This is a genomic window from Paenimyroides marinum (assembly GCF_900108395.1).
Lineage (GTDB): Bacteria > Bacteroidota > Bacteroidia > Flavobacteriales > Flavobacteriaceae > Flavobacterium > Flavobacterium marinum.
Genome location: NZ_FNXE01000003.1, coordinates 63188 through 87587 on the forward strand (window position 1 = coordinate 63188; position 24400 = coordinate 87587).

The 24400-nt window shown below is 34.0% G+C and carries 21 protein-coding genes; 9 read left to right on the forward strand and 12 right to left on the reverse strand.

What is annotated here, in order from left to right:
- The first annotated feature begins 410 nt into the window (after positions 1 to 410).
- The 8 genes from BLW20_RS01925 to BLW20_RS01960 are packed head-to-tail and all read left to right on the forward strand — an operon-like array spanning position 411 to position 9859.
- Positions 411 to 2096, forward strand: a complete 1686-nt coding sequence (locus tag BLW20_RS01925) for a DUF6909 family protein (RefSeq protein WP_091095755.1) — start codon at positions 411 to 413, stop codon at positions 2094 to 2096.
- Positions 2093 to 3037: a hypothetical protein gene (locus BLW20_RS01930; RefSeq protein WP_091095757.1), complete on the forward strand. Its 945-nt coding sequence runs from the start codon at positions 2093 to 2095 to the stop codon at positions 3035 to 3037. Before BLW20_RS01925 ends, BLW20_RS01930 begins: the two co-directional genes overlap by 4 nt.
- Positions 3038 to 3040: 3 nt before the next feature.
- Positions 3041 to 4246 (forward strand): lipopolysaccharide biosynthesis protein, encoded by a 1206-nt coding sequence (locus BLW20_RS01935; protein WP_091095759.1) that lies wholly within the window; start codon positions 3041 to 3043, stop codon positions 4244 to 4246.
- A complete protein-coding gene (locus BLW20_RS01940) occupies positions 4243 to 5175 on the forward strand; it encodes a glycosyltransferase family 2 protein (RefSeq protein ID WP_091095761.1) in 933 nt (310 codons plus the stop codon). Before BLW20_RS01935 ends, BLW20_RS01940 begins: the two co-directional genes overlap by 4 nt.
- Complete coding sequence (locus tag BLW20_RS01945) at positions 5162 to 6478, forward strand: hypothetical protein (protein ID WP_091095763.1); 1317 nt, start codon at positions 5162 to 5164, stop codon at positions 6476 to 6478. The genes BLW20_RS01940 and BLW20_RS01945 overlap by 14 nt, the downstream gene beginning before the upstream one ends.
- A complete protein-coding gene (locus BLW20_RS01950) occupies positions 6459 to 7592 on the forward strand; it encodes a glycosyltransferase (protein ID WP_091095765.1) in 1134 nt (377 codons plus the stop codon). Before BLW20_RS01945 ends, BLW20_RS01950 begins: the two co-directional genes overlap by 20 nt.
- The gene (locus tag BLW20_RS01955) at positions 7579 to 8805 is read left to right on the forward strand and encodes an O-antigen ligase family protein (protein ID WP_091095767.1); all 1227 of its coding nucleotides are present in this window, start codon (positions 7579 to 7581) and stop codon (positions 8803 to 8805) included. Before BLW20_RS01950 ends, BLW20_RS01955 begins: the two co-directional genes overlap by 14 nt.
- Positions 8783 to 9859 (forward strand): glycosyltransferase, encoded by a 1077-nt coding sequence (locus BLW20_RS01960; RefSeq protein WP_091095769.1) that lies wholly within the window; start codon positions 8783 to 8785, stop codon positions 9857 to 9859. Before BLW20_RS01955 ends, BLW20_RS01960 begins: the two co-directional genes overlap by 23 nt.
- Before the next feature lie 4 nt (positions 9860 to 9863).
- On the opposite strand, the gene BLW20_RS01965 is transcribed toward BLW20_RS01960, so the two are convergent.
- From BLW20_RS01965 to BLW20_RS02015, 11 genes are all read right to left on the reverse strand, one after another.
- Entirely contained in the window at positions 9864 to 10355 is a 492-nt protein-coding gene (locus tag BLW20_RS01965) for a GNAT family N-acetyltransferase (RefSeq protein WP_091095772.1), read from the reverse strand.
- A gap of 3 nt (positions 10356 to 10358) precedes the next feature.
- A complete protein-coding gene (locus tag BLW20_RS01970) occupies positions 10359 to 12581 on the reverse strand; it encodes a cation:proton antiporter domain-containing protein (protein WP_091095774.1) in 2223 nt (740 codons plus the stop codon).
- A 232-nt stretch (positions 12582 to 12813) separates the two neighbouring features.
- Positions 12814 to 15480, reverse strand: coding sequence for a carboxypeptidase-like regulatory domain-containing protein (locus BLW20_RS01975; RefSeq protein ID WP_091095776.1), 2667 nt, complete (start codon positions 15478 to 15480; stop codon positions 12814 to 12816).
- An 18-nt stretch (positions 15481 to 15498) separates the two neighbouring features.
- Complete coding sequence (locus BLW20_RS01980) at positions 15499 to 16278, reverse strand: GLPGLI family protein (protein WP_091095777.1); 780 nt, start codon at positions 16276 to 16278, stop codon at positions 15499 to 15501.
- A 37-nt stretch (positions 16279 to 16315) separates the two neighbouring features.
- On the reverse strand, positions 16316 to 17113 hold the full coding sequence (locus BLW20_RS01985) for a GLPGLI family protein (protein ID WP_091095779.1): 798 nt from the start codon (positions 17111 to 17113) through the stop codon (positions 16316 to 16318).
- Positions 17114 to 17150: 37 nt separating this feature from the next.
- Positions 17151 to 17951 (reverse strand): GLPGLI family protein, encoded by an 801-nt coding sequence (locus BLW20_RS01990; protein WP_091095781.1) that lies wholly within the window; start codon positions 17949 to 17951, stop codon positions 17151 to 17153.
- Positions 17952 to 18007: 56 nt separating this feature from the next.
- Positions 18008 to 18748, reverse strand: a complete 741-nt coding sequence (locus BLW20_RS01995) for a GLPGLI family protein (protein WP_091095783.1) — start codon at positions 18746 to 18748, stop codon at positions 18008 to 18010.
- Between the two features lie 49 nt (positions 18749 to 18797).
- Positions 18798 to 19088 (reverse strand): hypothetical protein, encoded by a 291-nt coding sequence (locus tag BLW20_RS02000; protein ID WP_091095785.1) that lies wholly within the window; start codon positions 19086 to 19088, stop codon positions 18798 to 18800.
- Between the two features lie 10 nt (positions 19089 to 19098).
- A complete protein-coding gene (locus BLW20_RS02005) occupies positions 19099 to 19857 on the reverse strand; it encodes a GLPGLI family protein (protein WP_091095787.1) in 759 nt (252 codons plus the stop codon).
- On the reverse strand, positions 19848 to 20168 hold the full coding sequence (locus tag BLW20_RS02010; protein ID WP_091095789.1) for a hypothetical protein: 321 nt from the start codon (positions 20166 to 20168) through the stop codon (positions 19848 to 19850). Before BLW20_RS02010 ends, BLW20_RS02005 begins: the two co-directional genes overlap by 10 nt.
- 191 nt (positions 20169 to 20359) lie before the next feature.
- The gene (locus BLW20_RS02015; RefSeq protein ID WP_091095791.1) at positions 20360 to 20965 is read right to left on the reverse strand and encodes a hypothetical protein; all 606 of its coding nucleotides are present in this window, start codon (positions 20963 to 20965) and stop codon (positions 20360 to 20362) included.
- Positions 20966 to 21133: 168 nt separating this feature from the next.
- Between BLW20_RS02015 and BLW20_RS02020 the strand changes: the two genes are divergently transcribed.
- The gene (locus BLW20_RS02020; RefSeq protein WP_091095793.1) at positions 21134 to 22921 is read left to right on the forward strand and encodes a helix-turn-helix domain-containing protein; all 1788 of its coding nucleotides are present in this window, start codon (positions 21134 to 21136) and stop codon (positions 22919 to 22921) included.
- A gap of 95 nt (positions 22922 to 23016) precedes the next feature.
- Here the strand turns inward: BLW20_RS02020 and BLW20_RS02025 are convergent, their stop codons facing one another.
- Positions 23017 to 24396, reverse strand: coding sequence for a DUF5689 domain-containing protein (locus BLW20_RS02025; protein ID WP_091095794.1), 1380 nt, complete (start codon positions 24394 to 24396; stop codon positions 23017 to 23019).
- Positions 24397 to 24400: the final 4 nt, after the last annotated feature.

Genomic DNA, 24400 nt, shown 5'->3' on the forward strand with positions numbered 1-24400 from the left:
ATGAGTTTTGGGTAGTTGATGATTTTTCTGAGGTTGGACATTACTATGGATATAAATTCAATAACAATAAATATGCATATTATATCATTTTAGAAAAAGATAGTGTTTTTAGACGATTTGAATCAAATGCCGAAGGTCTTTATGAAATAAAGAATGATAGTATTATAAATTATTATTTTGAAGGGAAGATAATTTTTTTAAATAAAGAGATCTTAAAAATTAAATTAAAAAATGGCAAAATAAAAACGTATAAAAAAATGGAATTTGTGGAATATACTCAAGAGTTTTAATAAAATAGGGATGAATTAATTCAATCAAATTATAATTTACAACATAGTAACATAGAAATAAAGCTTTTAAAAGTATAACTATGTGTCTATTGTGGTAATGATTAAGTTAAGTAAGTGAAAATGACAGAAATAAAATACATAACAAGAACACGTGCACAAGAATCATCGGCTGCCGTTGAGCGAATGTACATAACCATGCGTCATTTGTTTAACCGTGGCTTTTACAAGCCCATGGGTGTTTCGGGTGAAACGCTGCGTGAAGCATTGCTGCAATTACGCCCGGAAATATACGGTTCTGTTGCCGATGAAAAAGTAGAACTTAACGGATTACTTTATGTCATTGAGCGTTTGCCCATTGGTATTGAAGAATGCCGGTACATTAATCTTACTTCAGACGAAGGCTATTCACAATCGCACTTTGAACCTATTGTTCCGCCAAAGCGTCGCCGGAATTGTTACCGGATTGATGACGAGCAGATGAACATTGAAATTACCCGTGGACGATCAGACATATATGATGTTTTAACGCATTTGACCTTTATGTTTATCGAATCGCACAAAATAAAAGACCGTATATTGATTGACGACGATGATAATTTGTCGCGCGATTGGCTGAAATTACAGGAAGCCGTTTTAAAACCGGAATCATTGACATTAACCGAGCGTGAAATTGCCATTTCTCATACATCAATTATTCTGGGCAGAACTTTTGCTGAAATTGATTCTATTTATGATACATTTGCTACAGAAGAGAATCCGGATCGCTTTTTAAGTGTTGTGTATTGGTTGGGAAAAATTGCATTAGAAGAAGTTTTGGAAAACAACAAAAGAACCATTACTTTTAGTCCGATTTTGCGTGAACGCTTGGGGCATCACATTTACGGCGAAATCTGGGCAAACAAAATAAAAACCGAATTACAGCGTTTGCAGTTATTGAACCGCCCGTTGCACATCATTAGTGCAAATATGCACAGTGTAATGAATTCGATTTTTGCCGAAAATGTATTAAAGCAAAAATTAAAAAACAAAAAAGGAACAGAGATTTTTGAAGAGTTAAGCAAAACCGAAAACAGTAATTTGCGTGCTTTGATTGCTGAACGCGCCACAAACGAAGGTATGCTTTTTTTACCCGATACATCGGGCACAAATATAGACGTTCAAATTTTTGACACCGCCAAAATTAAATTTGAGAATACAGCATTTAACAACTATGTTTTGCCGGAAAAAGATGCTGAAAAACCGGTGATTGTTGTAATGGATTACGCTTTTGGCGAACAGGCTTATGAAACCATAGACGAATTGTTGAAACCTTTTCATAAAGATGTACATTTAAATGTGGAATCGGTTTCGGTAATGGGAAAAGCCGGGATTTTAGTAGGCAGAAAAGGCGATATTATGATCCCAACAGCACATATCAATGAAGGAACGGGAGATAATTATCCTTTTGAAAACGAATTGACGATTGAGCAATTTCAGGGATATGATATACCGGTTTATGGTGGAACAATGATTACCGTTTTAGGAACATCATTACAGAACAAAGATCTGTTGAAATTTTTTCACGATTCAACCTGGCGTGTCATTGGATTGGAAATGGAAGGTGCTCATTATCAAAAAGCCATACAATCGGCATCAAAAATCAGAAAAAGCATCAACCCAAACGTAAAAGTCAGGTATGCTTATTACGCATCAGATAACCCCTTAGAAACAGGAAGTACCTTAGCATCGGGCGGATTGGGAACAACAGGCGTAAAACCAACGTATTTAATAACCATAAAAATATTGGAACAAATATTTAATATATGAATCAGGAATACCCCCATAATACATCTTCCGATGAACAGGAAGTTGATTTAAAACATTTATCAAACAGAATGAGCAGTTTCTATGACAATTTCATTTTTAATGCGTACCGGTTGTTACGGTTTTTAAGAAGGAGATGGTATGTGGTTTTGGCTTTAATTATTGTTGGGGCAGGACTTGGGTTTTATATTGATTCCACCAAGGCAGGCAGGTTGCGTCACGAGCTGTTGGTTGTTCCCAATTTTAGCAGTGTTGATTATCTGTATCAAAAAGTTGAAGATTATGACCGTTTAAAACTCAATAAAGACTTAATTGCTTCCAATGCAGGAAATGAGGTCTATAAAATAAAAATTGAGCCGGTATATGATGTTTATAACTATATTTTGACAGATCCTCTTCATTTTGAAGCTTTTAAAACATTGAGTGAACGTGCCATTGACCTTGAAAAATATTCTAAAAGTAAGCTGGCTTCCAAGAACTACAAATACCATATCCTTACGGTTTATACCGATGGATTGGGGGATACCGAAATGACGGTAAATAAAATCATGGAAGAATTAAATTCTGATGAATATTTTAACAAACGTAAAGAAATAGAGAAAAGAAATACGATTGCAAAACGGGAAGAAATCGCAAAATCTATTGAACATATTAACGGTTTGTTTCAGCGTTTGGGCAGTGCAAACAGCGTTAATGATATAACAATGAATGCTTACCCCGAGTTAGCGGACGTGCTGACTGCAAAAGAAGGCTTAATGAAACAGCTAAATGCTGTTGATGTTCAAATGATTGAACAGGATAAAGTAATTTATCTTGCCACTAAGATGATGAATATCAATGTAAATCCGTTTCTTCCTTACTATATTACCATTCCGTTTATCTTGCTTTTGATATATATAGCAGGGGCTTATTTTAATTTCAAGGTAAGAAGTTTAAAGAAATAGTTTTTGACTCAGAATACTTCAATAAAAAATATACTTACTTATGGCGCTGGTCAAATAGTGAATTTACTGGCACCCTTTTTAGTTGCACTTTATGTAATTCCGGTGTGCGGTATCGACAAATGGGGAATCATAGGTTTGGTCACATCGTTGTATATTTTAATAGGGCTTCTGGTAGAGTTTGGAGCCAATTTGATTGGAGTTAAAGAGTTGAGTGCGTTCAGAAATAATCGCACTTTTGTAAAAAATTATATAGGTCTTAATTATAAGTTCCGTTTAGTTTCCAGTTTGTTGATATCGTTACTTTTAATCACGGTGTTTGCGATCTTTAAAGTAGATAAAACATTTTATTGGGGACTCAGCTGGATGATTGCATGGTATTACAACCCTTTGTGGATTTATCAGGCACGGGAGCAATTCAGACAAATTAATAAGATTATTATCCTTTCAAAAGCTGTTTATGTTCTGGTGGTTTATCTTTTGGTTAAAAGAACCGAAGATTATATCTATGTAGTAGGAATTTTAGGAATGAGCAACAGTGTTTTTTATGCATGGTATTATTATCAGATTCCTAAAAACAGGGTATCGTTGAAAAAAGTTTCGGTTTTTATTAAACAGAATAAATCTATTGTGATTTCAAATTTCGCGATTAATTCCTATACGCAGGCACCGATTTTTATTATTGATGCTTTTTTAGGGAATACCGCTTCGGGAATTTTTAAAGTTATTGATTTGTTTTTAACCGTTTTTAGAAGTTACCTGGGAGTCTTTTTCAATGCAACCTATCCGCAGTTTTGTTATATGATGAAAGAAAATGCAAAAAATGCCCGAAACTATGTTTTGAGAATGATGTGGGGAAATGCTGCTTTGCTGGTTGTTTCAGCGATCGTGATTATTTTGATAGTACCTTATGCCACAGGCTATTTTGATTTTTCTGAAGATGTTAAAAAGGGATTGGTATTTAGTAGTTATCTGCTTTTTCTGCCGGTTGTTATTGCCTTGAATATTCCTTATTATCAGGTGTTGCTTTTTGAAAGACGCAATACAGATATTTTAAAAACATCTGTAGTTGGGGTAATTATTACGTTAGGATTAGGCATTATATTGACAAAAAATTTTGGTTTGGCAGGAATATGCATCATGCTGTATGCTGTGGAGACTTATATCACATTGAGCCTTTGGTTTAAAGGAAATAAATTCTTCGCAAAATGATTAGCAACACTTACATAATTCTTTTAAATCATCACGGAATCAGTGATACAGCGGAGTGTATTCAATCTCTATTGACCTTGTCGTCAGATAACTATAGAATTGTTGTTGTGGATAATTCACAAAGCGAGGAAGAATGGAATAGGTTGTTAGATTTTGCCCGTTCGCAATCTTTGAATTATATCAGTTTCAACCAAGGGAATGACAGAAATTATCAGCAACAGATAGTTGTTTTTATAAAAGCATTGGAAAACAAGGGCTTTGCTCACGGAAACAATCTGGGGCTGAAATTTGCAATGAGTCAAAAAGACGCCGGATATTTCTGGCTTTTAAATAACGATACCGTTGTTCGCCCGGATAGTTTGACAGAGCTGGTAAAATATCATTCAAAACATCCCGAAACCATTTTAGGAAGTAAATTGCTTTATTATCACTGCCCTGATAAAATTCAGGCAGTCGGGGGATCTTTTAATAAAAATCTGTATATCTGCACACATATTGGAGAAGGTTTGCTAAAAGATACTCCGAAAGAACATTTAAAAAAAATTGATTATCCGTTGGGAGCTTCCATGTTTGTTTCAAGAGATTTTATAGATCATGTAGGTTTTCTGTCCGAAGATTTTTTTCTTTATTACGAAGAACTGGACTGGTGTGAAAGAGGAATTGATGAAAAATTTGTTCCCGATTGGTGCGAAACAAGTATCGTATATCACAAAGAAGGAAAATCTATTGGTTCGTCTTACAAGAATGAAAAAAGTTTTTTTTCGGAAATGCAGCTTTTTAAAAGCCGGAAGAAATTTATCAAAAAATACTATTCTTTAGATTTTAAGTTTTATTTTTCAAGTTTGTTACTAATAGCCAACAGAATCAGGAAAGGGAGATTTAAATTGGCTTTGGAATGGATTAAAATTACGTTCAATGACGTTAAATAAACAGGTTTTTATATATCTCATAGTTTTGTTTGCCGCTATCTATCAGGATTTTCCTTTGTTTAATCTGATAGGAGAAATCGGCAAATCGCCAATGGTTCTTCTGAGCCCGTTGATGTTGGTCTATATCTTATCTAACCGCACGGTTAAGCTAAGTGGTTATGCCGTACATTTCATGAAGTATATAGTGTATTGTTTTCTTATCTCGTTGATTTTTTTGGCAGTTACTTATATTCATTATGAAACCTTTGAGATTTTAGATGAACATATTGTTAGAAAAACGCTTAAAATGAGTGTGTATCCCATAGTGGCATTCATTGCCTACCAGTTTTTTTATAGTTATCTCAGCAATAATTTTCATTCTTTAAAAAATCTATTTTCGGCCGTATATTTAGTACAGCTATTCCTGACGCTTTTTATTACGCTGGAAATATATTATTTAAAAACGCCTGAATTTTTTCTTTCTTTTCTGCATACTGAACCGGGGAAATATTGGCGTGTACGCCTGCTGACTCCTGAAGAAAGCTGGACAGGAACTATTTTGGTCATCTTTATGTTTCTCCCTGTCTTTTTGGTACATTATCTCAAAATAAAAGGTTTTTGGCGATGGATGGTTTACCTGCAAAGTGGTTATCTATTTTTGTCGTATTCTTTGGTTAGTGAGTCTAAAGGCTTTTTGTTGTTGGTTCTGGTTTCTGTTTTGCCGCTTACACTGTCTTATTTCAAACAAAACAAATATTTGCGTAATGCATTTATTATTGTGGCAGCTTCTGTTGTTGTAGCCGGGGGATTTGTTGGATTTGCGCTAAGAGAAATCATCATAGAGCAAATTACAACAAGCATTACCTTTGGCACACGTTTTTCATCAATCATTACCTCGTTGATGATTTTTGTGCTGTGCCCGATAGGATTAGGCTGGAGCGGTTTTGTAACTTATTATCCGCAAGCTATCGAATATATCCTGGAATCAGGGTTGGTAGATCAGTTTAATCTGCAGGAAATTAGGGGCTATCTGTCAACAACCAAGGCATTGTCAACAAAAAGTGCTTTCTTTGATGAATTAATTTACGGAGGAATTTTCTTTCTGATTTTTTTCTACCGTTTTTTTATAAAACGCTATTTTAATCTCAGCAAGATAAAAGATCTGGATTTTTATTTTTTAAGAATACCATTGGCGTTTTCTATAATGGCAGGTATTGTTTATATTACCTACCACGTGAAATACGATGTCTGGATATTCTTAGCCTTGACCAATGTGTTTGAGGTCAAATACCGATTAAACAAAAATGAAGATATTAGTAGTTAGCGGTTTCCTTCCCTATCCGCCTGTTTATGGTGGGGCAATCGATGTTTGGGAACGGATTAAAGGATTGTACGCTTTAGGGCACGAAATTGATTTGGCGGTTACCGATAAAATGAATCCCACACAAGAGCAGCTTGACGAAATGATTTTATATGTCCGTCATTTTTTCTTTGTTCGCCGTGAAAATAAAGTGCAGCAGCTTTTTAACAAACTTCCGTTGCAACTGCTAAGCCGTAAAGGATTGTCAACCATCGACATTCATCAAACATACGATTTGCTTATTTTAGAAAGCGAATTTTGCTGGCCCATTACATTGAACAAATCAATTACCTATAAAAACATCGTTGTTCGGGTTCATAATATCGAAGACCATTATTTTAAGGCATTGGGTAAAAGTTCTAACAGTTTGCGGGAGAAGGTTTATTACAAAATGGAAACTTCTAAAATTAAACGACTTTCAGCTTTGGTGTTTGATAAGGCCGATAAATTGTGGTTTATTTCTAAAGATGATTTGCTTTTGGTTAACCGATCAGATAAAAGCGTTTTTATGCCTTTTCCCATTAATGAATCGTTTACCTTACCATTTGAAAAATCAGGTAACAATGTGGTTTTTATGGGATCGCTTTTTATGCAAAACAACACATTTGGGTTAGACTGGTATTTAAAAAACATCCATCCGTTATTGATGAATGAAGTGGCAGATTATCATTTTTACATCATTGGTTCATTAAAAGAAGCTAATAAAGAAATCGAAGCAAAATACCAGAATTTGCCCCAAGTTACTTTTGTGGTAAACGCACCGTGTTTAAAAGAGTATTATACCAAATCTAAAGTATTTATCAACCCCATGTTTCACGGAAGCGGTGTAAAAGTAAAATCGGTCAGCGCTTTGGTGAACGGACTTTCGCTGGTTAGTACAACGGTTGGTGCAGAAGGAATTGGCTTAACCACCGGTATGTATTATCACGCCGATGAGGTTCTTTCTTTTAAAAATCAGATTATATCAGCGTTATCAAATCAGCAAGAGGCAATGCAAAAAACATTGAAAGCACAAAATTATCTGAAAAGAAATAATTACCTTGAAGTTTTAAAAGCAGAATTAGATGCGTTTGACTAAATTTTTTTATGTAACCACCTGTGCCTTGGGATTGTTCCCTTTGTTAAAGCTCAGTCATTTTTCAATTTTGATGATGATTTGGTTGGTTTTGGCAATGGTTAATGCGGTTAATAACAAAACGTTTTCCACGCTAAAAAAATACAAATATCCATTTGTTATTCTGTCTTTTTTTTGTTTAATGTATGTGGTGTATCTGCCATTTACCGAAGATTTTAAAGAGTTGGGCAAATCCATCGTTAAGAGTCTTCCCTTTTTGGTTTTTCCTTTAGGATTCCTTCTCAATAAAGAAATTGTTACTGAAAAACTGATGCGGAGCATTGGAACTGTTTTTATCGCTTCTGTCATCGTTCTCAATATTTTTGGCTGGATAAACGTATTGAACTTTGGCTGGAATGATGCCTGGCAACAAAACGATTTTTACCATCCTGTTTTTAGAGAATTGTTTTTCAGGGCTACATCGCTCCATTTACCTTATTTGGGTTTGTTGAGTGTATTTGGGGCTTTATGGCTCACTTTTAAAATGTTTTCTGTAAAAAAAATGTTGCTTTTAAAGCTAGCAGGCATTGTGTTTATATTGTTTTCAGTTTATATCTATTCTGCCCGTATGGCATTGATGTGTTATTTGACTGGTTTGTTGTTTATCCTCTGGAAATCTATAAAAAACAGAAAAATAAAATGGACCTTATCGGTCGTTCTGCCCTTGTGTGCCATCGCATTTATCTGGATTTCTCCCATAAAAGAACGATATATTAAAAATGTGGAAAAAGAGTTTGTGTTGCCACATAAAGAGCAACAACCGCATGAGGTTAATTACCGTTACGGCATTTTGTATTGTGCGACTAATTTAATTTCAGATCATTTTTTTACAGGTGTGGGAGCAGATAAAGTACAGCAGCGTTTAAACGATTGTTACGGCAATTTTACTTATGAGTCGTATGAAGATTTTACGAAAGTAACGTATAATTCACATAACCAATATTTAGATCAAATGCTGAAATTCGGAATTGTGGGATTGTTACTGTTTTTAGTCGTTTTGTTTTATTATTATCCCCATTCGTCTGTTCTTTACCAGACATTCATCATTATCACAGCCGTTAGCCTACTCACAGAAAATATTTTTGACCGGCAAACAGGCGTGGTATTCTTTTCTTTATTAAATACTATTTTTGTAATTCTAAAAATTAATACCCTTGAAAAAAGCATTAGTAGTTGACTGGTTGGATAAATACGGCGGTGCAGAACGCGTTTTAACTTCACTTCAAAACATATTTGATTTTAATGAAAGTTATTCATTGGTAAATGTGATGAAGGAAAACGACTTGCAAAAAATATTTAAAGAAAAACAGCCTGTTCACACTACATTCTTACAAATCGCAGGGAACTATTTCAGATATTTCTTTTTTACATTTCATTATTTTATATCAAAAATAAAAATCAGTAAGGATACCACTTTAATCATCTCGTCATCTCACGCTGTTGCAAAAGGAATAAAAAAAACATCAGAAAATCAATTGCATATCAGTTATTTTCAGGCTCGTAATTTTAAATATATCTGGGACGAAAGCGACTTGTATTTTGGCAAGATGGCATTTTTGGTGAATCCGTTATTAAAAGTTTTAAGAACAATTGATTATGCACAGGCGCAACGCCCCGATGTTATTATCAGCAATTCTAAATTTGTTCAAAATTGGGTTAAAAAAGTTTATAACAGAGAATCCACGGTGATTTATCCGCCGGTCAATCTGGAAAATTTCACCCTGTGTAGCGAAAAAGATGATTATTACGTAGCCGTTGGAAGATTGGTTCCTTATAAAAGATTTGACCTTATTGTTGAAACGTTTAATCAGCTAAATAAAAAGCTTGTTATTATTGGTGACGGAGTTCAGTTCCACCGATTAAAATCAATGGCTAAATCCAATATTGAGTTTACAGGTTTTTTAGAAAGTAAACAGGTAAATGCTGTAATTTCTAAAGCAAAAGCTTTTATCCATATTGGTCTGGAAGATTTTGGAATTGCCCCTATTGAAGCAATGGCCTGTGGAACACCGGTTATTGCTTATAAGGCGGGCGGTATTATAGAAACCGTTAAAAACGGCAGTACCGGAATGCTGTTTAACGAACAAACAAAAGAAGCTTTAACCAAGGCAATTACTGACTTTGAAACATTTGACTGGAATTATCAGGAAATTCATCAGCACGCAAAACAATTTTCAGAAGAAAACTTCAAGAAAAATATTTTGGATTTCGTGCATTTACATTTGAAATAGTTTTTTAAACCACCATTTGAAAAGCATCTCTTGGGCTGCCATCGTTTACATAAATAACGCCACAATAAGTAAAACCGTACTTTTTTAAAAAATTCTGCATGGGGGTATTGTTGTTGTTTGTATCCACCTTAATGTTGTTAATTTGGGTAAAACAAAAATCGAAACAGGCTTTGGCAACACCTTTTACTTTTCCGTTTGATGCCAACCTGTGAATTACGCCATATGGTTCGTTATTCAGCCATTTTCCGTTCTCAATAACCTGATAAGTACTTTCCGGGTTGTTTCCTTTTAAAAACGAAAAATATCCTACAATTTCGTTGTTGTGCAAACAGATATATCCTGTGTTTAATGAAATATCATTCAAAATAATTTCTGCCGACGGGTAACCGTTGATCCATTGTGTGTGGTTGCCATTTTTACGCATAATTGCACGGGCATCGTCAATAACCTGCATAATGTGGTTTAGTTGGTTTGGGGTTGCTATTTCTATTGTCATAAGTTATTCTGTAAAAAGTGCGGCAATTTTCTTTTTATCGCCCACAAGCCATATAATATCGCCTTTTTGTAAAATAAATGTTGGTTGCGGATTTAAAATACGCTTGCCGTTGCGTTCAATTCCGGCAATGATGCTGGTGCTGTTCTCACGGATTTTACTTTCGCGAATGGTCAGTCCATGCAGCGATTCATTCGTCAATTCAAAACCTCTTAAAACAATTTCTGTGTTGTAATCAACCGAACTGACTAATGATTTGTCAATAAACAACTCAAATTCTTTCACTTGTTCATCAGTGCCAATGACGTAAACAATATCTTTTGGAAAAATCTTTTCATCTTTATCAGGAATATTAATAATTAAATCGCCCCGTTTAATAATGGCAATGTTTACGCCTATTTCTTCGCGTACTTTAAGCTCGTAAAGTGTTTTGCCGGCAATTAAAGATTCTTGCGGAATTTCAAAAGTAGTCATGTGTCCGTCCCAAGGCGTCAAATCGCTTTTGTTTCTAATGGCTTCAGATATTTCACGATCATTAAAATTCTCAATAAACTGGTTTTCTATTTTGCCGTACCAACGCTGGATTCTTTTGGGAAAAAGGATACCAAAGGCAATCAAAACCAATAAAACAATGATACCCGCTAACGGATTGATCAATTCGTTAATCATAATAAAGACGATAACAAAACTCAGTAAAATTCTAAACAAGGCAATTAAGATGAGAGGTGTAACGTTTTTATTGTCGTTTTTTAATTCGTTTAATGACGGAATGGCAACGCGTTGTAACGCCAAAGCATATAAAAAGGGCAATAGTGCCACAACCGTTAAAAAGATGTAAGCATAATAGGTAAACGGACCGTTTGCTAAACGAATCAAATAAGAAATACCGGCAAATACGATACCTGCAATGATAACCGTGTGAATAATGATGTGTAATACAATGCTGGAAATATATTTTTTCCAATGATTTGTTTTTTGGATCGATTGAGTATTCGCAGAATAATTATCCAGACGGTCCTCCCATTTTTTAGGAATAATGATTTTTAATTTGTTATAAACCTGTAAAGAATTTTTTATAAAAAACGGTGTGGTAAAAGTGGTAATAGCAGACACTGCCACAACAATAGGGTAGAGGAAGCCACTGGTAACACCCAGCGTCATTCCTAAGGTCGCAATGATAAATGAAAACTCGCCGATTTGAGCCAGACTCATTCCTGCCTGAACCGATTGTTTTAATGGTTGCCCCGAAATTACGGCACCCAGCATTGTAGCAATGGTTTTGCCAAAAATAGTTACCACAGTAATTATGGCAACCGGAAGAGCGTATTCTTGCAGTGTTTCTAAATTGATTAACATACCAACCGACACAAAAAACACTGCCCCAAACAAATCTTTTACAGGTTTTATTAAATGTTCAATTTGTTCTGCCTTGGTGGTTTCGGCAATAATAGATCCCATGATAAAAGCACCCAATGCCGGAGAAAAACCTGCTGCCGTTGCCAAAATAACCATCATTAAACACAGTGCCAGTGATACAATTAATGTAGTTTCTTCAGTAAGAAGTCCTTTGGTTTTCTTTAATAAAGTAGGAACAAAAAAGATACCCGCCAAAAACCATAAAATTAAGAAAAAGGCAAGCTTAAAGATAGATTCCATTAATTCAACACCCGAAAACTGTTGTGAAACCGCTATGGTCGATAGTAAAACCATTAACAAAATGGCAACGATATCTTCTACAATTAAAGCCCCGAAAACAATACCGGCAAACTTTTGTTTTTTTACATTTAGTTCTTCAAATGCCCGCAGAATGATAGTTGTAGACGACATGGAAAGAATGGCACCTAAAAAAATACTATCGATAAAATTCCAACCGAGTAATTTTCCGGTGGTAAAACCAACAATAATCATTAGTACAATTTGTACCGCTGCAGTAATACTTGCCGATCCACCTACTTTAACCAGTTTTTTAAAACTAAATTCCAGTCCCAAACTAAACAGCAAGAAAATCACCCCGATTTCTGCCCACACTTCAACGTTTTCTATTTCTTGAATGGTTGGGAAAAGCGTAAAATGCGGTCCTGCTAAAAACCCGGCAATTAAATAACCTAAGACTAAAGGTTGTTTTATTTTTTTGAAAAGTAAAACGGCCACACCGGCGGTCATCAATATCAAACCAAGGTCGGATATTAACGGGTAAAGGTGATGTGAGGTTTCGGCAACATCGTGCATTTTAAAGTGAATTAGAACGCTTAAAGTTACAAATTTTCAAGGGAATTTTTTAGGAAAATATTTAGTTAAAAAATCATTATTAATAGTTTTTAGCCATTCGATCCTATTGAACAATTAGTTTCAATAACCTCATTCCTCATTCAAAGCAACACTGCTTCCTGCAAAAGCTATCACTGTGATAGCCGAGAATAACACTTTGATTATCGTTTTTTAAAAGTGTTTGCCGCTTAATTTACAAACTAAACCGGTATTTAGCGGTTAATAATAAATAACGCGGCATTAAACGGTAACTGGTGCTGCTGTAACCAATGTCGCTTACATAATAAGTAGTAAAGTTTTGTTTGTTTAATAAATTATTTCCTCTTAAGCCCAGTGTCCATTTGTCGCCTTTTAATTTGTATGATGCTTCCAGATCAAGGAACGCATGGTTGCGCTGGTTCTTATCCAGACTACCAAAATAATAGTATTCGGTTACTGCCTTTATATCCAGTCGTTCGTCAATTTTATAAAATAAATCTAAAAAGCTGAAACCGTTGGTGTAGCTGTTTTCAAAATCGGGCGAAGTTACTTTTGAACGTGTCCATTCAGTTCCTAAATGAAAATTAAATGCGGTTTTAAAATTACTGCGCCATTCAAAATTATATCGCTGTGTTCCGTAATTGTTCTTCCGAAGTCCTGAATTATTGATCTCGTTAAACGATGTAGATACAGAATAACTACTTTCTACTTTTACATTACTCTTTAATTTACGAAAATAGAAATTAGAAATAAAATTGATACCATACGTGTCACCGCCTTTGATAAATATGCTCTCAGAAAGTGCACTGTTTTGTTCAATAAGGCTTCTGCTGGATAGCACATTGCTTTGTTTGCTGTAATTTATGTTTAAAGAGAATCGGTAACGGTTTAAATAATGCCGGATGCTATATCCCAGTTTTGCCATTTGAGAATCGGTCAGTTTAAATGCTCCTAATCCTTTTGAAAAGCTTCGCGATGAGGTTAGTAAATACGTATCGTTTACATCGATAAACGAGGTGTTTCTAAAATTAACCATATACGATCCGTTGAAAATATGAGTAGGCTTTACATCCCACATAAAATTGACCGATGGATTTACATAAAATGGATTTTGTTTTTTATTGGAATTCAACGTGGTAAATTGATTCAGCAATTGATGTGCTTCGGCACGTCCACCAATTTTAAAGGTGTTCCATTTCCACGTATATCCGCTTTTAACATACAAATCGCCCAAAGTAAACGAACTGTCGGTCTGGAAACCATCGGGACGAAAAGCAACATTATCGTCGAACAGCTGGAAAACGGTATTCATAGATTGATCGTTATACTCGTATCCAACCTGAAATTCAATTAAATCATTGTTTTTTTGTCTGAGTTTAAAATCGGCTTCCAATCCGGCAAAAGTTTTTTCGTTTCTAATGTCGTTGTTCATCGCATCGGCATCAAACGAAAACAAATCGCCCATTAAATAATCGTCGATATTATAAAGCTGTGGAATTTTATTCGAGAAATAACGTGCTTTTAGTAATACTACATTTTTATCTTTCCATTTATGCGTGTACGTAACTTTTTGGTCAAAAAAAGTATTTTTAGTTTCCAGCCGCTCTAAGGTATTGATGCCGTTAAACGTTAAATTGTTATAATTATTGGTGTTTCCCTGATTCCAAACCGAGCTTAATTGCAACATCTGCGTTTTTGACACATCGTAGGTTGCCAAAAGGTTTACATAGCCTTTTTTCATGTGGCTTTTAAACCAGTTGTTTTCGGTATTTTCAAAATAGGTATCGCCTACGCTCGTGGTACTGTAACGATTGTTAAATGCATAGTTTTCGTCAAAACCCAAGAAACCAACCACTTTTATCTTTAGCTTTTCTGTTAAGGGAACAATGGTACTTAACGAAACATGTTCGGCGTTATTAATTCGGGTACGGTGATCTTTTAACTGACTTGGGCGGCTACCATTTAACCCCATAATTTGGCTAAGCTGGCTGCCTTGACCTATAGATTCTACTTCGTAATTGTTATAAAACATACCTTCAAGCGAGCCTACATTGTCGGCACCTACATTGTTTAAACCATAAGTAAGGAAGTTTTTGTATTTTTTGCTGAAGTTCATCAAATTGCCCGAAACCTCATAGCGGTTTTCTGAAACCAAACCGTAACCTGCAGAAATATCGCCAAACCACAAGTCTTTATATTCGTCATCAATAGTAAGGTTTAAAGCAACTCTGTTTGATTCTTCAACACCTTTAAGTAGTTTATTGTTAGAATAGTTGCGTAAAACTTGTACTTTGTCCAACGGCTTATTGGGCATATTTTTGGTAAGTATGCTGTAGCCACGGTTAAAGAAATCGTCGCCTTCAACCATTACTTTTTCAATCTCGGTATCTTCAAACTTAATTTTACCATCTTTTTCAACAGTAATACCCGGAATGTTTTTTAACAAATCTTCTACCACCACTTCACGTCCGGTACTGAATGCTTTGGCATCGTACACGAGTGTGTCACCCCGCAACTGAATGGGATTGTCTATTTCAATAACCAGATCTTCTAACTCTTCCACGCTTTCTTCTAACGTAAAGGTTAAGTTGTACTCTTTTTTATCTTTAGTAATTGTCAGTGGCTGTTGTTGCTTTACAAAGCCCATTTTATTTACTTCAACGCTGAAACTGCCTTCGCTTTCGGTTTGTATGCTAAAAATTCCCTGTGTATTGGTAAAACCAAACTGCAAAATATTGTCGTTACTGTCTTTTATCAACACTGAGGCGTTGGGTATAGGCTCTTTTGTTAATGAAAGCACTGTGCCTTTACAAAAGGTTTGTGCCTGTAAAGAAATAGTTGTAAATAAAGCTATTAAAAATACAATGAGTGTTTTTGGCATTTTTATATTTTATAGTAGTTATTTATTAGGGTTTTCTTCCCATTCATAAATTCTTTCTAAACCAAACCTTCCTAAAGTTTTAACAGTAGTTGTGGTACCTCGATTATTATTACTGTATTCTGCCAGCATAGCATTAAGTGCTTCTTCTTCTTTTTCAAAGTACTGTTTTAAATTAATTCTTGATAGATTTTTTGAAGGAAAAGGAATTTCTTCATTTAATTTTTCTACTTTTTCTAATAAATAAACTTCGCTTTTATCGGTATCTGTAGCTTCTACAATAAGTCCCGGTAGCCCATACCATTTCCACGGTCCTGCATTTATAGGAATATCGGGTGTAAACCACGCTTCAAAGTTATTCCCTCTAAAAGTAGTTGTGGCTTTGTAGCATGTATAATCTTTAATTTTTTTGGTTTCGGTTGTTATTTTCCACGTATAATTTAATTCATCGGTAACTAAAAAACTTTTTCTGTTAATATCTTTAATCATTTCTATTTTATTGGTTGCAGGATCTACCTTCATATACTCATCGGGAAATTTACTATAATCCGTAGAACCACTAAACCCTTTCATTACGGTAGCTCCATTTTCATCAACATACGTTGTGTCTTTTACAATTTTTAACTGAGTAGTAGATGCCATAATGGTTTGCATTACCGTTGGTTGGTTTTCTTTTACATACAAAACAGCATCTCTTTTATGATTACCTTCAAATCTTTTATAAGTAATTTTATAATCGTTTGTTTGTGCAAGCATTATTTGGTAACAAAATAGCAAAGCAAGTAACTGTAAATTTTTCATGAATCAGCGTTTTGTGTTAAAAACTAAATATACTGAATTATTTATTTTTTTCTTCCCATTCGTAGATGAGTTCTAATCCACCTCGTTTATAATTTGAGGTTACGGTAGTGTTTCTATTCAAACTACCTGCTAAAGGATTTCCGTAAAAATCATCTTTTTCAATAACAAAATCTTTTAAAGAAACTGTTTTTAATTTTTCAGTAGGAAAAGGAATTTCTTCTGTTAGTTTTTCAATTTTCTCTAAAAGATAAATTTCTTTTTTTTCTAAATCAGACACCTCGACAATTAAACCTGGTAAACCGTACCATTTCCACGGCCCTACATTTATTGGAATTTCGGGGGTAAACCAAGCTTCAAAAGTATTGCCTCTAAAAGTGGTGGTTGCCTTATAACAGGTGTAATTTTGAACTTGTTTTGTTTCAGTGGTTATTTGCCAAGTATATTTTAAGTTATCATCAATAACTATAAAACCACGTTTTGTACCCATAAAATCTATGGCTGTATTTATGTTGTTTTGCTGATCGACCTTTATATACGTATCCGGAAAATTACTGTAACTAAATTCTTTTAGATCGAGATACTTTTTAATTACTTCGCTTGAAACAGCATTTGGACTTGGTTCTTTTTTTATTGTTTCTCTTTTTTCTAATTCAACGGTTGAAGCCATTGAGTTATGCATCACTGTAGGCTGGTTTTCTTTTACATATAAAATAGCATCGCGTTGTAGTTTTTGACCATACGAAAGAAATCTTTTATACGTAATTTTATAATCGTTTGTTTGTGCAAGCATTATTTGGCAACAAAATAACAAAGCAAGTAGCTGTAAATTTTTCATGAATTAGCGTTTTGTGTTAAAAACTAAATATACTGAATTATTTTTTATCTTTTTCCCATTCGTAGATAAGTTCCACTCCATAACGTTTTTTTACTTTTCGTTGATAGGTACCATTCGTATCGCGATCGGTATGTAATGGTCTGTCTAAAATTTCATCGCGCATTTCAATGAATTTCTGCAAGGTAACTTTCTCTGAAATTGGATCCGTAACCAGTTCGGTAAGCTCTTTATTAAGTTTATCGTTTTGTTTAAATTCTATTTTAGACGCACTGTAATTAGTACGCTTGTTAAAATCGTTTGCCTGTACAATTAGTCCGGGTAAGCCGTGCAATTTCCACGGACCGTATGGATACGGAATTGATGGTGCGTACCAAACTTCCCAATCTATTCCCCGAAAGCGGGTAGTGGCTTTAAAACATTCTATATCATTAATAATTTTCTTTTCATTGGTCAATTTCCAGTTCTGACTTACCTTATCAGTAATATACACGTAATAGTCTTTTACAACCGGCTCTATATAATTTATGGTTTTTTCGGCTCGGTTTAATTTATAGAACTTATTGTATTTTACTTCAGGAATATACCGGAATGATTTGGTATTACTGCCTTGGTTCTTTTCATCTTGTTCTTTTTGCCACTTTTCATTTTCCTGAATATCTTGTTTATATTGGGTAAGCAGATCATCTTCATAAAGAGCCGTTTGTTCATTGGCATATAGAAAGGCTTTGCGTTCTACTCTTTTGAAATTATCAAAAAGTTGATCGTAAACAACATACAAATCGGTATTTTGAGCCCGTGTGCTTGTACTTACCAACAATAAAAAAAGAATTCTAAACATATTTTTAAATTATTTTACTTAATTACTGTGTTTTTTGTAAACAAATCTTACTTGTTTTATTCTTCCCATTCGTAAATAAGTTCTATACCATTTCTTTTATAAGGTTTTATCTCTTCATTATAATTTCTAGAAGCAATTCCATCTTTTCCTTCCATGATTTCGGATTCATCTTTATCAAATTCTTGTAAAGTGACTCTTTTATAATCTTTTACATTTACAACAGGAATGTCTACTTTATTTTTAGTTTCTGTTCTTTCGAGTTTAAACCAAAACTCATTATTATTTTCTTTTGCAAGGACAATCAGCCCTGGTAAGCCATAAAATTTCCAAGGTCCATAATACATTGGAATCTCGGTAGTGTACCACACCTCCCATTCTCTTCCTCTAAATTGAGTAGTGGCTTTTTGGCACTTTAAACCTTCAATTTCTTTCTCTATTTTATCAAGTTTCCAGTTGATTTCTAATGTTTCATCATCGACAAGATACATTGTTTTTAACAAACCCTGTGTAAATTTCAATTTATTTTCTCTTTTGTAGAAAAATCTGTCAGCAACTGTTGTTCTAGCGGTTATTACTGCAACAACATCCTCTTTTATTTTTTTATCTTCTGTCTTTTGAGTTTTTTTTGTAGTAGATAAAAGATCAATATATACAGCCTGATCAATATTTTTATCATATAATAATACACCTTCTCTAATCTCTCCTTTTACAAAATAACTATAATGAAATATATTTTGTGAATAAGTAATCAAGCATAAAAGAAAAAAGAAAACTATTATGTATTTATTTTTTTTCATATTTTATTATAAATTTATAAGGCTGTCATAGACAGCCTTATAATTAATACTATCCCCATATTAAAACTACATCTGTTTCAGAATCAAATGTATACCCTCTTTCACGAAGATCATTCATGTAAAAATCCATAAACTCACCACAGCCAATAAGAGAAGTGTTGCCTCCATCACCATATCTTGTTCCTGTTGAACCATCTGGATTTGTCACCGTTACTTGTATTGTACAAGGTTTTTCACTGTTAATAATTTCTTGTATATCTAAAGCAACCACCTCATTAGCAGCAAAACTACTTCCTGCAAAAGCTACGCAAGCTAATGTACTTAAAAGTAATTTTGGCATTTAGAAATTTTTATTTGGTTTCTTCTTCCCATTCGTAGATTAGTTCTATGCCATTTCTTTTTTTTTGATAATCTACTTTTTCAAAATTGTCAATCGCATTTCCATAAATAATCTCATTTTCCATTGCATCATACTCTTTTAAAGATGCTTCTTTAAAGTTTTTTTTATCTAAAACAGGTGTTTTTAAACTTGGATCAGTTTTTATTTTTTTTAATTGAAACCAAAATTCATTGGAACTTTCATAAGCAGCAACAATTAAACCCGGTAAACCATAAAATTTCCAAGGACCATAATACATTGGTATTGAAGTAGTATACCATACTTCCCAAATTCGACCTCGAAAATTAATAGTGGCTTTTTTACAATTAAAACCATCTATTTCTTTAACATCGTTCTCTAACTTCCATTTTAAATTTAAAGTAGTATCATTTACTACAAAAGGCGTTTTTAATAAGTCGGTTTTATAGCTTATTTTGTTTTCTTTTTTATAAAAATATCTGTCAGAACTTGATATACCAGCCGAAACGAATGTTGCGTTTTCGTCTTTGTCAAGTTTTAGACTATCAATTGATTTGTTATCTACTTTTCTTGAAGTAGATAGATAATCAATATAAACAGCCTCATTCAAATCTTTATCATAAATAAGTACACCGTCTCTAACGTTACCTTTCACATACCATTCGTAATAAAATGCATTCTGAGAAAAAATAGATTCACACAAAAAAAGAGAAAATAATATAAAAAGTAAATATCTATTTTTTATCCCCATATAACCTTGATGTTCTCTTCTTCAAATGTAAATCCTTTTTCTCTTAAATCTTTCACAAAACCGTCTTTATATTTACCACAATCATCATAACTCAATGAACCACCATCGCCAGATTTCCAATCGCTTTTGCCATCTGGACCTGTAGCCCAAACATAAACCTTACAAGGATTGCCTCCACTTTCTGTAATTTCTGAGTTGTTATTACTCATTTCTGCTAAAAAATCTTGTTTTTCAAAAACAATCTCATTCGAAGCAAAACCGCTTCCTGCAAAAGCTACGCAAGCTAATGCACTAAATACTAATTTACGCATAATTTTTTAAATTTAGTTGCCCCATTTAATAATAAAAATAAGGACTTGGGCTGGGTTAATTGCGTCCTTTTTTTCTACATCAGTTAAAGTCGTTGAATAGAAATAAGACTTTGGCTGGCAGTTTTTCTTTGGGTACAGCAACCGTTCCCGCAACAGTAATTCAATATTCGCGACTATCTGCCTACTGTGTATCAATCCTCTTTTTCAATAACTTTTATAATTAGTACGTTTAAAACCGCATTTGCACGGCTTATGGTGTAACCTTGTACATAGGTTACAATGTTTCTGGTGTTCCATTCATCATCATCGCCACCTTCTGTAATTTGTTGGTTTCTAAAGCTAATGATATCTGCTAACATTGCTTTTTCTGCTGTTGTAAGCAATACGTTACTTTTTATGGTTTGGTTTAAAGTGGTTAATGCCGTTTGCGTATTGGTATTTATAACCGAGCTTACATAATTTTTTACATCGGTGCGTATGTTTAAATTTGTCAATACAGCATCAGCATCGGTCAATACGGCTTCAATATCGGCAGCTAATGGCGTGCTATAGTTTTCATCAACCAAATTAAAAAAAGTTTCATCCTGTAATGCTTCAGCTTCAATCTGGTTGATTAAATCCTGAAGCGACTGTTTATTATGAGCTTTATGTGTTTTACTTTCAAAAGTTTTAAAAAGCTGATCAATAACCAATACAGAATTACTCTCTTCTGTTTTTTCATTATAAGAAACATCATCTACAGTACAGGAACAGAATAAGAAGATGCAGGGCAAAAAATAGGTAAGAGCGTTTTTCATTTTTTATTTGCTTTTAGTTATTCCGAAGGTATGTACGTTTGTTTTTTAACGCAAATAGTTGTTGTGCAAATTCATGAATTTGCAGTTTAAAAAAATGTTTAAAATGCTGATTTACAACAAATAAAAATTTAAATATTTTTGTGTAAATTTGTAGAAAAACACTATAAAATGCGGTTGTTAACACTTGATATTTTGGTTCAATTTGTTAAAAAATATATTTGTTTTGCTTTATTATTGTTTGTAAGCAGTTTAGGTTGGGCACAAAACACATTAGAAAAACAATCGTTTGAAGCCTTGGGGAATTTTTTAGATAATCATAAAAATACCGATACGCTGTATTTTGATTATTTAAAAGCCTATGAAAATAAAGCACAAAAAAACGACGATTTAGAGAAAATATTTTACGCTAAAAGTAAATATATTGTTCATGGTGCAAACTTTAATGAAAGGCTTCGGCATGCACAGGAATTATTAAAGCTTTCAATAAAAAAGCAAGACGTAAAATACATGGGACTGGCTTATAACAAGCTGGCTTTGGTGTATTATAAGGAGCGTGATATGGAGCAATCGCTGCATTATGAACTGTTGGCAGAAAAGCAGCTTTCTAAAACGAATGACCTTTACAATTTAAACAAATCACGTTACGGTATCGCAACCATTTACTATTTTGTGGGTGACTATGAGAAAGCTTTGTCGTTTTTTAGCCAAACTGCCAATTATTACAAAAATCAAAATTCATATAATGATTTAAGGGGATATATCAGTTCTGTTAAATTTGAAATAAAGAATCATATTGCTTTGCAACAATTCGATGCCGCTACGCAGTTGATAAACTTTCTTGATAATGAGGAGAAAAAACTGAAAACGCATCATTTAGAATTAGAGAATGGTTATCTTTTTTTATTAAATGGTCAAAATCTGTTTGCTCAAAAACAATATAAAGCGTCCCTAGAGAAAGTGCAAAAGGCACTACCCGTTATTAAAAACAATGAAGATTTTGCAAATGAACACTTAGCCTATTTATATATAGGTAAAAATTTATGGCAACTCAACGAAAAGGAAGAAGCGGTAGAACAATTTAGAAAAGTAGATTATTTATATGATGAAAAAGAATATAGCGATTTAAATTTGTTAGAAGCGTATGATTATTTAATTGCCTATTATAAAACAACGAACAATTTAAAGATGCAGCTTTTCTACACCGAAAAATTGTTAACCGTTAGCAACCACTTACAAAAACAATATAAAGGATTAAGCAATGTACTGCATACCAAGTATGAAACGACTAAATTAGAAGCCAGCCGTGATTATTTACAAAAGGAACTTAAAATACAGATGTACCGAAAGTACGTTATACTTGGTATTGCCACAGTAGTTATTGTATTTTTAGTTTCTTGTTTATTTTATTATAAAAAGAAACAAAAGACGTTACGTCAAAAATATGAACTTTTTACCCAACAAAGGTTGTTTTCTGAACTTGGGACAACGCATATTGTGATGCCGGAAATAAAACAATTTGAGAAAGAAAATAAACAAAAAGAATTAGCAGTATACAACAGGGGCAAAACGAGTAAAAAGAGCCTTTCTGATAAAATAACAGAAGAACTTTTACAAAAACTAAATGTGTTTGAAGACAAACAAGAGTATTTAAACCCGAAAACTACTATAAATTCACTCGCTAAAGATTTAAATACCAATTCTAAATATTTATCTGAAGTAATTAATAACTGTAAAGGGCAGAATTTTACAAACTATTTGAACCAGTTGCGCATAAACCTTGTATTAACAGAACTTGATGACAATAAAAAACTGCGTAAACTTACCATTAGTGCAATTGCAGAAGAATTTGGTTTTAACAACGCACGCAGTTTTTCAGATGCGTTTTTTAAAGTAACCGGATTAAAACCTTCGTACTATATTTCACAATTAGAAAAAGATGATAAAGCTGCGTCTTAATCAGTTAGAATGCTCAAAGTTACAAATTTTCAAGGGAATTCTAAAAACAAAAACGCCTTTAATTAAAGGCGTTTTTCAAATGTATCAATTAATTTTTACTCAATCTCGATATTATCGATATGTAAATCGTAAGCAGCATTACTTCCTACTTTCAAAGCAAAAATATCTCCGTTAGTTGATTTATTAATCTCAACATCGGCAAGGTTCAGCGTTATTTTTACCCATTGTCCGTTGGTGTCTATGGCACCTGTATAAGAATTGGTTCCGTTGCCGGCATCGTTAATTACTGCTTTGTCTAATGTTAGTGAAGAACCTGCTAAAGCTCCCACGTTGAATACATCGTAGCCCGAAGTAGCCCGATAGATGTTTATTGACAGCGATTTTGCCGATGTTCCTTTTACCCAGAACGTAATTTTTGTTGGAGCGGCAGGAATGTTTCCTTGAGCCGAAGCCAGAATGGTAAACACGTAATCGTTTGCTGTTGGTGTACCGTTTATGTGCAGCGAGTTTGTTCCTAACGCACCGGTTCCCATACCTTGGACGGCATACGATTTCAGTCCGAAGTTATTGATGGCACTTGTAAAAGCAGTCCAATCTTCAAAATCTGCACCCGTGAATAATAAATTGGTTGGCGGCGTAGGTTCTTCATCTTCTCCCGGTTCTTCACCAATTCGATCATTTGTTAGTTGAATGTCATTGAAGGTGCGGGCCATAAACTGATAGTCGCTGTTGAATTTGGTTAAAACCCCACGGATCTTTCCACTGTTTTCGGGAACAACTCTGTTGGCAAATTTGGCAAATTCACTGGTTCTGAAAATCATAGATCCGCTTGCATCAACAATGTTGTGGTTTGTTGCCCCGCCAATTACATTGGTTGCATCGTAATACGTTTTGCCAACGGCATCATCGTCAAACTGTACTTCTTCGATTTCTACTAAGGTGTTGATGTAATTATCGTTTTTAAGATCAGCTAATGTAATGGGTTTCATTAATTCTTCTTCAGGAACAACTTCTGCAGAAGGACGTACTTTTTGATAAAAATCTTGCGGACGCATTCTGCCCACGCTTGTTTCTTGATAAATATCGCCCAAAACCAATGAGGAGTGAGAAAGGGTGAAATACAGATCTTTTAAATGGATGTATACTTTACGCCCCGGAGCCATGTCGTTGTTGATATTGTACATATCTACCGATACCGAAAATCCTTTTGTTCCTTCTAAATTCTGGAAAGAAACCGATTTGTAGAATGTACCGCCTTCATCGCTTGAAGAAACGTATGCTTCCAGAATATCATCGTCGGTATATTGCTGCAAAGTGGTATTTGCCTTAGCGTATAATTCTTCTAACGTAATGGTAGGCGTGGCTGTTTCGTAAGTAATTGTTGGTGCAGAAACATCGTCGCTGTTTGCACAACTTGTTGTTATTAGTGTTGCGGCAATTGCAAGTACCGCAAATGTATATTTTATTGCTTTCATATCT

Excerpts from the sequence above, each read along its gene's own strand:
- BLW20_RS01925 (WP_091095755.1), top strand. The coding sequence starts at position 411 with ATGACAGAAATAAAATACATAACAAGAACACGTGCACAAGAATCATCG.
- BLW20_RS01930 (WP_091095757.1), top strand. The coding sequence starts at position 2,093 with ATGAATCAGGAATACCCCCATAATACATCTTCCGATGAACAGGAAGTT.
- BLW20_RS01940 (WP_091095761.1), top strand. The coding sequence starts at position 4,243 with ATGATTAGCAACACTTACATAATTCTTTTAAATCATCACGGAATCAGT.
- BLW20_RS01945 (WP_091095763.1), top strand. The coding sequence starts at position 5,162 with ATGACGTTAAATAAACAGGTTTTTATATATCTCATAGTTTTGTTTGCC.
- BLW20_RS01950 (WP_091095765.1), top strand. The coding sequence starts at position 6,459 with ATGAAGATATTAGTAGTTAGCGGTTTCCTTCCCTATCCGCCTGTTTAT.
- BLW20_RS01955 (WP_091095767.1), top strand. The coding sequence starts at position 7,579 with ATGCGTTTGACTAAATTTTTTTATGTAACCACCTGTGCCTTGGGATTG.
- BLW20_RS01965 (WP_091095772.1), bottom strand. The coding sequence starts at position 10,355 with ATGACAATAGAAATAGCAACCCCAAACCAACTAAACCACATTATGCAG.
- BLW20_RS01970 (WP_091095774.1), bottom strand. The coding sequence starts at position 12,581 with ATGCACGATGTTGCCGAAACCTCACATCACCTTTACCCGTTAATATCC.
- BLW20_RS01975 (WP_091095776.1), bottom strand. The coding sequence starts at position 15,480 with ATGCCAAAAACACTCATTGTATTTTTAATAGCTTTATTTACAACTATT.
- BLW20_RS01980 (WP_091095777.1), bottom strand. The coding sequence starts at position 16,278 with ATGAAAAATTTACAGTTACTTGCTTTGCTATTTTGTTACCAAATAATG.
- BLW20_RS01985 (WP_091095779.1), bottom strand. The coding sequence starts at position 17,113 with ATGAAAAATTTACAGCTACTTGCTTTGTTATTTTGTTGCCAAATAATG.
- BLW20_RS01990 (WP_091095781.1), bottom strand. The coding sequence starts at position 17,951 with ATGTTTAGAATTCTTTTTTTATTGTTGGTAAGTACAAGCACACGGGCT.
- BLW20_RS01995 (WP_091095783.1), bottom strand. The coding sequence starts at position 18,748 with ATGAAAAAAAATAAATACATAATAGTTTTCTTTTTTCTTTTATGCTTG.
- BLW20_RS02000 (WP_091095785.1), bottom strand. The coding sequence starts at position 19,088 with ATGCCAAAATTACTTTTAAGTACATTAGCTTGCGTAGCTTTTGCAGGA.
- BLW20_RS02005 (WP_091095787.1), bottom strand. The coding sequence starts at position 19,857 with ATGGGGATAAAAAATAGATATTTACTTTTTATATTATTTTCTCTTTTT.
- BLW20_RS02010 (WP_091095789.1), bottom strand. The coding sequence starts at position 20,168 with ATGCGTAAATTAGTATTTAGTGCATTAGCTTGCGTAGCTTTTGCAGGA.
- BLW20_RS02015 (WP_091095791.1), bottom strand. The coding sequence starts at position 20,965 with ATGAAAAACGCTCTTACCTATTTTTTGCCCTGCATCTTCTTATTCTGT.
- BLW20_RS02020 (WP_091095793.1), top strand. The coding sequence starts at position 21,134 with ATGCGGTTGTTAACACTTGATATTTTGGTTCAATTTGTTAAAAAATAT.
- BLW20_RS02025 (WP_091095794.1), bottom strand. The coding sequence starts at position 24,396 with ATGAAAGCAATAAAATATACATTTGCGGTACTTGCAATTGCCGCAACA.